The organism is Tepidibacter formicigenes DSM 15518 (genome assembly GCF_900142235.1).
Taxonomy (GTDB): Bacteria; Bacillota; Clostridia; order Peptostreptococcales; family Peptostreptococcaceae; genus Tepidibacter; species Tepidibacter formicigenes.
The window spans coordinates 1-5,851 of sequence record NZ_FRAE01000099.1; the positions used below are offsets into that span (position 1 = coordinate 1).

At 30.4% G+C, this 5,851-nt stretch carries 7 protein-coding genes, 1 pseudogene and 1 riboswitch; of the genes and pseudogenes, 7 read left to right on the forward strand and 1 reads right to left on the reverse strand.

Going from position 1 to position 5,851, the window contains the following annotated elements; all coding sequences use genetic code 11:
• A pseudogene (locus BUA77_RS12425) lies at positions 1-191 on the reverse strand (ISNCY family transposase); the annotation flags it as partial.
• Between the two features lie 163 nt (positions 192-354).
• Between BUA77_RS12425 and trmL the strand changes: the two are divergent.
• From trmL to grdA, 7 genes are all read left to right on the forward strand, one after another.
• Positions 355-825, forward strand: a complete 471-nt coding sequence (gene trmL / locus BUA77_RS12430) for a tRNA (uridine(34)/cytosine(34)/5-carboxymethylaminomethyluridine(34)-2'-O)-methyltransferase TrmL (RefSeq protein WP_072890753.1) — start codon at positions 355-357, stop codon at positions 823-825.
• 12 nt (positions 826-837) lie between these two features.
• Positions 838-1,677: a DegV family protein gene (locus BUA77_RS12435; protein WP_072890756.1), complete on the forward strand. Its 840-nt coding sequence runs from the start codon at positions 838-840 to the stop codon at positions 1,675-1,677.
• A gap of 329 nt (positions 1,678-2,006) precedes the next feature.
• Positions 2,007-2,108, forward strand: a riboswitch (glycine riboswitch).
• Positions 2,109-2,226: 118 nt separating this feature from the next.
• Complete coding sequence (locus BUA77_RS12440) at positions 2,227-2,604, forward strand: GrdX family protein (protein ID WP_072890773.1); 378 nt, start codon at positions 2,227-2,229, stop codon at positions 2,602-2,604.
• A gap of 43 nt (positions 2,605-2,647) precedes the next feature.
• Positions 2,648-3,595 (forward strand): thioredoxin-disulfide reductase, encoded by a 948-nt coding sequence (trxB, locus tag BUA77_RS12445; RefSeq protein ID WP_072890758.1) that lies wholly within the window; start codon positions 2,648-2,650, stop codon positions 3,593-3,595.
• A gap of 13 nt (positions 3,596-3,608) precedes the next feature.
• The gene (gene trxA, locus BUA77_RS12450) at positions 3,609-3,926 is read left to right on the forward strand and encodes a thioredoxin TrxA (protein WP_072890761.1); all 318 of its coding nucleotides are present in this window, start codon (positions 3,609-3,611) and stop codon (positions 3,924-3,926) included.
• Positions 3,927-3,989: 63 nt separating this feature from the next.
• Entirely contained in the window at positions 3,990-5,276 is a 1,287-nt protein-coding gene (locus BUA77_RS12455; protein ID WP_072890764.1) for a glycine/sarcosine/betaine reductase component B subunit, read from the forward strand.
• A gap of 38 nt (positions 5,277-5,314) precedes the next feature.
• On the forward strand, positions 5,315-5,791 hold the full coding sequence (gene grdA / locus BUA77_RS12465; protein ID WP_084605781.1) for a glycine/sarcosine/betaine reductase complex selenoprotein A: 477 nt from the start codon (positions 5,315-5,317) through the stop codon (positions 5,789-5,791).
• Positions 5,792-5,851: the final 60 nt, after the last annotated feature.

Genomic DNA, 5,851 nt, shown 5'->3' on the forward strand with positions numbered 1-5,851 from the left:
GATTCAAGAGAAAAATTTCTTTTACGTCCAAAATTAGAATAATATTTTTGATAAAAAGAAAGTGGGATGAAATCACTAATATCAAAAAAATGATTTAACATAGAAAGTAAATTGTATTGATTTTGATTAAAAAACTTTTCAAAATCAGAAGAAATATTAGAAAAGTTTAATTGTTTAGCTTGAACTGGCATAAGTTTTTCCTCCTTTTTTCATTTTGAGTTATACACATCTAGTTAATGTATATATACCCAAAATGGGGGAAACTTAGCCATTTCTATAAATTTAAATGTAGTATTTATGCGAGTTGTAGAGTTCTGCAACGAGCTATAAGTATTTTAGATAAGGAGGATTTTTATGCCAATAAATATAGTTTTAGTAGAACCTGAAATACCTCAAAATACAGGAAATATAATAAGAACTTGTGCTGCAACTAGTGCTAAGCTTCATTTAGTTAGACCACTTGGATTTTGCATGGATGATAAATATTTAAAAAGAGCTGGACTTGATTACTGGGATTTAGTAGAAATAAATTATTATGACAGTTTTGATGAATTAAGAGAAAAATATAAAGATTCTCTTTTTTATTATGCTACAACAAAAGCAAATCAAAATCATAGTGATGTAAAATATGAAAAAGATTGTTTTATAGTATTTGGAAAAGAAACTAAAGGGCTTTCAGAGTCATTACTTAATGAAAATAGAGAAACCTGCATAAGAGTTCCAATGAGAAATATAGAAAGAGCTAGATCTTTAAATTTATCTAATTCGGTTGCTATTGTTTTATATGAAGCTTTAAGACAGATTGATTATCCTGGTATGAGATAAGGGGGAATTAAAATGAATATAAAAATAATAACTGATAGCTTATCAGATATACCTTTAAATTTAATAAAGGAATATGATATTGAAGTAGTTCCTCTTACTGTCATATTTGAAGATGGGGAATATAAAGACGGATTAGATTTATCTAATGAAGAGTTTTATGAAAAATTGAAAAATAGTGAGTCTGTTCCTAAAACATCTCAGATAACTCCTTTAGAATTTGAAAAGATATTTAAAAAATATTTAGATGAGAATAAAAAGATTTTATACATAGCAGGATCTTCAAAAGCTACAGGTACATATCAATCATCTCTTTTAGCTAAGGATTTACTTGATAGTGATGATATATACACTTTTGATACCATGGCTTTATCTTTTGGGTGTGGAATGTTAGTAGTTGAGGCTGCTAGGATGGCTAAAAAAGGTAAGAATATAGATGAAATTTTAAATGAATTACAACATATGAGAGAAAAAGTAGATCATATATTTACTGTAGATACTTTAGAGTATTTACAAAAAGGGGGAAGAATTTCTTCAACTAAGGCTGCTATAGGTAGAATACTTAGTATAAAACCAATACTTACTGTTGAAGAAGGATTAGTCTCCCAACTTGATCAAGTTAGAGGTAAAAGAAAAGTTGTTTCAAAAATGATAGAACTTGCAAAAAAAAGGGGTCATAATTTATCTAATCAAGTTATAGTAATTAGCCATGGAGCTAATGAAGAATTAGCTTTAAAGCTTAAAGAAGCAGTAGATAAGGAAATAAATCCTAAAGACATAATAATTGGTAATATAGGTTCTGCTATAGGTACTCATGCAGGACCTGGAACAGTTGCTATATTTTATTTAAGATAAATTATAGAAAAACTTTGTTAAATGTATAGCAAAATATTAAAAAAATAGGAATTCTAACATGTTAGAATTCCTATTTTTTTAATATAAAATTAATATTTATAATTTATAAAAATATAAAAATATATGATTTAATATAATTATCGAATATGCTCAATAATTGAGAAAAACAAGAGGAGGAAAACGATTGATTAAGTTATAATTTAAAAAAAATTATAAGGCAAAAGAATGTCGAAAAATTATAAAAAAAACATTTGGAAAAGTATTGATAAATTTATAACTTTCTCTTATAATAAACTTAAGAGATATAGAAAAACTTAATAATATACTGGAAGAAGGATATGGGAGAGAGCTAAATGCCGCCGAAGGGACAAACTTTATTTCTAGCCAAAGAATAAAGTGAAATTCTCAGGCAAAAGGACTATGTCTGGACAGAACTCTGGAATAAACAGAGAAGGCATAACCTTAGGGTATGACTTCTCTATTTTTTTACTGGATTTATACAGAAAATTCAAAAAAATAACCACTATAATGAGAGGAAAAGTGATATTAATGAAAATAATCACAAATAATCCATTAATACGACAAGAACTTAAAGATAAATTTACTATAGAATATATAAACTGTGATTATATGGGAATACTAATAAAATGTAGAGATTATATACATAAAAATTATAAATTATTAACTCATCCATTATCAGGAAGTGTAAAGCCAAATGAAACACCTTATAAATCTATAGCATTAGGTGAAGGAGATAGTCTTGATGTAGAAGCTCTGATGTTAATAGAAAAATCAATAGATACTGCTAATAAATTTAATAATAATTTTAAAACTCCTAATTGGAATGAAAAAATACTTAAAGATTTTCAAATAATAGATTATGATTTATTAAATAATGCTATTCAAAATGTAAATTTTGTTAGATAATAGGGTGTAGGGGTATATTATAAAAAAACAAAGGAGTGATATTATGGAAAATATCTATGATTTGATAATAATAGGGGCAGGACCAGCAGGACTTTCAGCAGGACTCTATGGAGCTAGAGCTAAAATGAAAACTTTGATTATAGAAAAAGATAAAACTGGAGGGCAAATAGTTACAACAGAAGAAGTTGCCAATTATCCAGGATCTGTTCCAAATGCTACTGGACCAAGCTTAATTGCTAGAATGGTAGAACAATGTGAAGAATTTGGAGCAGAGAAAATAAAAGATAATATAATAGAAGTTAATTTTGATGAAAAGATAAAGATTTTAAAAGGAGAAAAGGGTGAATATAAAGGAAAGGCTGTAGTTGTAGCTACAGGAGCAAGTCCTAGAAAACTAGGAGTTCCAGGAGAAAAAGAATTTACAGGAAAAGGGGTATCTTACTGCGCTACTTGTGATGGAGACTTTTTTACAGATTTTGAAGTATTTGCAATAGGTGGAGGAGATACTGCTGTTGAAGAAGCTATGTTCTTAACTAAGTTTGCTAGAAAAGTAACTATAGTACATAGAAGAGATGAATTAAGAGCAGCTAAGTCTATTCAAGAGAAAGCATTCAAAAATCCAAAACTAGAAATCATGTATAATACAGTTGTAAAAGAATTAAAGGGAGATGGAATACTAGAATCAATAGTATTTGAAAATAGAGAAACAGGAGAAATTTGGGAACATAAAGCAGATGAAGAAGATGGAACTATGGGAGTATTTGTATTTGTAGGATATATGCCTCAAACAGATTTATTTAAAGGAAAGCTAGAAATGGATGATAGAGGTTACTTATTAACAGATAATGAGATGAGAACTAATATACCAGGAGTGTTTGGAGCTGGGGATTGTAGACAAAAGGTCTTAAGACAGGTAGTTACTGCCACTGCTGATGGAGCTATAGCATCAATAATGGCAGAAAAATATATAGATGAAAATTTTGAAGAATAAAGGAGGGCTACAAATGTTATCACTTGATAAGAACACTTTTGAAAAAGAGGTTTTAGAAGAAGAAGGATATGTTTTAGTTGACTTTTGGAGTGAGGGATGTGAGCCATGTAAAGCTTTAATGCCTGACATTGAAGAATTATCAAAAACTTATGGAGATAAAATTAAATTCTGTAAATTAGATACTGCAAAAGCAAAAAGACTTGCTATAAAGCAAAAGGTTTTAGGACTTCCTACTATTGCTATATATAAAGGTGGCGAAAAAGTAGATGAAGTTACAAAAGATGATGCTAATAAGGCAAATGTAGAAAATATGATTAAAAAATATTTCTAGTTTTCTAAGCTTGGGATTAAAAAGTTTAATCCTAAGCTTTTAAATAAAAAGGGAGGTGACAGTATGCGTCTAGAACTTGGAAATATCTTTATTAAAGATGTACAATTTGGCGCTAAAACTAAGGTTGAAGGTGGAATTTTGTACATAAATAAAGATGAAATGATTAAAGAAATTGGAGGAGATGAGCATATAAAGTCAATAGCAATTGAAATTGCTCGTCCAGGAGAAAGTGTAAGAATAACTCCAGTAAAAGACGTTATAGAACCAAGAGTTAAAGTTGAAGGTCCAGGAGGTATATTCCCAGGGGTACTTTCAAAGGTTGATACTGTAGGAAGTGGTAAGACACATGTTCTTAAAGGAGCTGCTGTAGTTACTACAGGAAAAATAGTAGGTTTTCAAGAAGGTATAATTGATATGACTGGTCCTGGAGCTGAATATACTCCATTCTCAAAATTACTAAATGTAGTTGTTACAGCTGAGCCAGTAGATGGATTAAAACAACATGAACATGAAAAAGCTGTAAGAATGGTAGGATTCAAAGCTGCAGCATATTTAGGAGAGGCAGCAAGAAATGTTACTCCAGATGAAGTTAAGGTTTATGAAACAGAACCTTTACTTGAATCAGTTAAGAAATATCCTGATTTACCAAAAGTAGGATATGTTTATATGCTTCAAACTCAAGGATTACTACATGATACATATGTTTATGGAGTAGATGCAAAGAAAATAGTACCAACAATACTTTATCCAACTGAAACAATGGATGGAGCAATAATTAGTGGTAACTGTGTTTCTGCTTGTGATAAAAACCCTACTTATGTTCACGTAAACAACTCTATAATTGAAGATTTATATGAAAAGCATGGTAAAGAGATAAATTTTGTAGGAGTTATTATAACAAATGAAAATGTTTACCTTGCTGATAAAGAAAGATCATCAAACTGGACTGCTAAATTATGTAAATATTTAGGTCTAGATGGTGCAATAGTATCTCAAGAAGGATTTGGTAATCCTGATACAGATCTTATAATGAACTGTAAGAAAATAGAAAATGAAGGTGTTAAAACTGTTATAGTTACAGATGAATACGCTGGAAGAGATGGTGCATCTCAATCTTTAGCAGATGCAGATCCAAAAGCAAATGCAGTTGTTACAGGAGGTAATGCTAATGAAGTTATAGTACTTCCTCCAATGGAAAAAGTTATAGGTCACGTTGAATTTGTAGATACAATAGCTGGTGGATTTGATGGAAGTCTTAGAGAAGATGGAAGTATAGAAGTTGAAATTCAAGCTATTACAGGAGCTACAAATGAGACAGGATTTGGATATTTAACTACTAAAGGATATTAAAACAAGAGTATTAAATAAAAAAAGAAAGGATGAATATCATGGGATTATATGATGGTAAAAAAGTCATCATAATTGGTGACAGAGATGGTATACCAGGTCCAGCTATGGAAGAATGCCTTAAAGGAACTGGGGCTGAAGTAGTATTCTCATCTACAGAGTGTTTTGTCTGAACTGCTGCAGGAGCTATGGACCTAGAGAATCAACAAAGAGTTAAGGATTTAACTGAGAAGCATGGAGCTGAAAACATTGTTGTTCTTTTAGGTGCCGCTGAAGCTGAAGCTGCTGGTCTAGCAGCGGAAACAGTAACTGCAGGAGATCCAACTTTTGCAGGACCACTTGCAGGTGTTGAACTTGGACTTAGAGTATATCATGCAGTAGAACCTCAATTTAAAGGTGAGGTAGATGAGTCTGTATATGAAGAGCAAATCGGCATGATGGAAATGGTTCTTGAAGTAGATGAAATTATAGAAGAAATGAAAAATATAAGAGAAGAGTTTTGTAAATTTAACGATTAATTAAAAACCTGAGAGGGGGGACAAGTATGGAAAAAATAAAGGTAGTTCATTATATTAACC

Coding starts and splice junctions, on each gene's coding strand:
- BUA77_RS12435 (WP_072890756.1), top strand. CDS start 838: ATGAATATAAAAATAATAACTGATAGCTTATCAGATATACCTTTAAAT.
- BUA77_RS12440 (WP_072890773.1), top strand. CDS start 2,227: ATGAAAATAATCACAAATAATCCATTAATACGACAAGAACTTAAAGAT.
- trmL (WP_072890753.1), top strand. CDS start 355: ATGCCAATAAATATAGTTTTAGTAGAACCTGAAATACCTCAAAATACA.
- BUA77_RS12455 (WP_072890764.1), top strand. CDS start 3,990: ATGCGTCTAGAACTTGGAAATATCTTTATTAAAGATGTACAATTTGGC.
- trxB (WP_072890758.1), top strand. CDS start 2,648: ATGGAAAATATCTATGATTTGATAATAATAGGGGCAGGACCAGCAGGA.
- trxA (WP_072890761.1), top strand. CDS start 3,609: ATGTTATCACTTGATAAGAACACTTTTGAAAAAGAGGTTTTAGAAGAA.